We start from the raw sequence: 2500 nt of genomic DNA on the forward strand, positions 1-2500 counted from the left end.
GTGGTTGCGGGGGCAGGATTTGAACCTGCGACCTTCAGGTTATGAGCCTGACGAGCTACCGGGCTGCTCCACCCCGCGGTAATTTTGCATCCCGGGTTCTGATCCAGGACGATGGGCCGGAGTGCGGCCCGGTATTTTGTGTCGTCCCGTCCTCGAAGCGCTGCTTCTGCGGGCGCGGCGGGCTGCTCCATTGAGGGGCAGCGGGCGCTTCGCTCCGAACGCGACTATCCGCGCGGAGCGTTTTGCTCCACTCGGGAGAATGATTTGAGTGGAGGATAGGCCGTTTGAGATCGTTGAGATTAATTGATGCCCTTTGCAGGCCTGGCGGTGACCTACTCTCCCGCGTCTTGAGACGAAGTACCATTGGCGCTGGGGAGTTTCACGGCCGAGTTCGGAATGGGATCGGGTGGGGGCTCCCCGCAATAGCCACCAGGCCGGCGAAGGGCATCAATTGTTCAGAAGAAACTGGTTTTGATTATCATCGATTGATCGGGATGATCATTGACTAATGAGAGTGATCAAGCCGAACGAGTTATTAGTACCGGTAAGCTACATGCATTGCTGCACTTCCACACCCGGCCTATCAACGTGGTGGTCTTCCACGACTCTTCAGGGAGAACTCGTTTCGAGGTGGGTTTCCCGCTTAGATGCTTTCAGCGGTTATCCCGACCACATGTAGCTACCCTGCTATGCCGCTGGCGCGACAACAGGTCCACCAGAGATGTGTCCATCCCGGTCCTCTCGTACTAGGGACAGATCCTCTCAATTCTCCTACACCCACGGCAGATAGGGACCGAACTGTCTCGCGACGTTCTGAACCCAACTCACGTACCACTTTAATCGGCGAACAGCCGAACCCTTGGGACCTGCTCCAGCCCCAGGATGTGATGAGTCGACATCGAGGTGCCAAACGATCTCGTCGATATGGACTCTTGGAGATCATCAGCCTGTTATCCCCGGCGTACCTTTTATCCGTTGAGCGATGGCCCTTCCACGAGGGACCACCGGATCACTATGACCGACTTTCGTCTCTGCTCGACTTGTCAGTCTCGCAGTCAGGCGGGCTTATGCCATTGCACTCATCGAACGATTTCCGACCGTTCTGAGCCCACCATCGCGCGCCTCCGTTACTCTTTGGGAGGCGACCGCCCCAGTCAAACTACCCGCCACACACTGTCCCGGATGCTGTTACATCGCGGTTAGACATCCATATAGGTAAGGGTGGTATTTCAAGGATGGCTCCACCAAGGCTGGCGCCCTGGCTTCAAAGCCTACCACCTATCCTACACATGCCGACACGAATGCCAGTGTGAAGCTGTAGTAAAGGTGCACGGGGTCTTTCCGTCTGACCGCAGGAACCCCGCATCTTCACGGGGAATTCAATTTCACTGAGTCTATGCTGGAGACAGCGGGGAAGTCGTTACGCCATTCGTGCAGGTCGGAACTTACCCGACAAGGAATTTCGCTACCTTAGGACCGTTATAGTTACGGCCGCCGTTTACCGGGGCTTCAATTCGGAGCTTGCACCCCTCCTCTTAACCTTCCGGCACCGGGCAGGCGTCAGACCCTATACGTCGCCTTACGGCTTCGCAGAGCCCTGTGTTTTTGATAAACAGTCGCCACCCCCTGGTCTGTGCCACCCCCGCCTGGTTGCCCAAACGGAGGTCTCCCTTCTCGCGAACTTACGGGAGCAATTTGCCGAGTTCCTTCAGCATAGTTCTCTCAAGCGCCTTGGTATGCTCTACCAGTCCACCTGTGTCGGTTTCGGGTACGGTCTGTACGCGGGGGCTATTTCCTGGAACACCTTCACCGCAGCTCCAATCCAATAAGGAACTACGATACACGGCATCCGTCACCACCCGCAGGCTGCAGAATATTGACTGCATTCCCATCGTCTACGCATGTCTGCCTCGACTTAGGGGCCGGCTAACCCTGCGCCGATTAGCGTTGCGCAGGAACCCTTGGACTTTCGGCGACAGTGTCTCTCACACTGTTTGTCGTTACTCATGTCAGCATTCGCACTTCCGATATCTCCAGGACCTCTCGCGAGTATCCCTTCACGGACCTACGGAACGCTCCGCTACCGCTCAGACAAGCTGAGCCCGCGATTTCGGTGCATGGCTTGAGCCCCGTTACATTGTCGGCGCGGAACCCCTTATTTAGACCAGTGAGCTGTTACGCTTTCTTTAAATGATGGCTGCTTCTAAGCCAACATCCTGGTTGTTTTGGGAGTTCTACATCCTTTCCCACTTAGCCATGACTTCGGGACCTTAATCGGCGGTCAGGGTTGTTTCCCTCTTCACGACGGACGTTAGCACCCGCCGTGTGTCTGCTGGATAGTACTCTCGGGTATTCGGAGTTTGGTTAGGTTTGGTAATCCGGTGAGGACCCCTAGCCCATCCAGTGCTCTACCCCCCGAGGTATTCGTCCAACGCTCTACCTAAATAGATTTCGCGGAGAACCAGCTATTTCCGAGTTTGATTGGCCTTTCACCCCTAGC

Annotated in this window: 1 tRNA gene and 2 rRNA genes (1 of these 3 cut by a window edge); all 3 read right to left on the bottom strand. The window is 55.9% G+C overall.

The window, feature by feature from the left end:
* Position 1 precedes the first annotated feature (1 nt).
* A tRNA-Met gene (locus tag C8N35_RS23500) sits at positions 2 to 78 on the bottom strand.
* A 241-nt stretch (positions 79 to 319) separates the two neighbouring features.
* Positions 320 to 434, bottom strand: a 5S ribosomal RNA gene (gene rrf / locus C8N35_RS23505).
* Between the two features lie 80 nt (positions 435 to 514).
* Positions 515 to 2500 (bottom strand): 23S ribosomal RNA (locus tag C8N35_RS23510) (it continues 757 nt past the right edge of the window).

The organism is Breoghania corrubedonensis (assembly GCF_003053845.1).
Taxonomy (GTDB): Bacteria; Pseudomonadota; Alphaproteobacteria; order Rhizobiales; family Stappiaceae; genus Breoghania; species Breoghania corrubedonensis.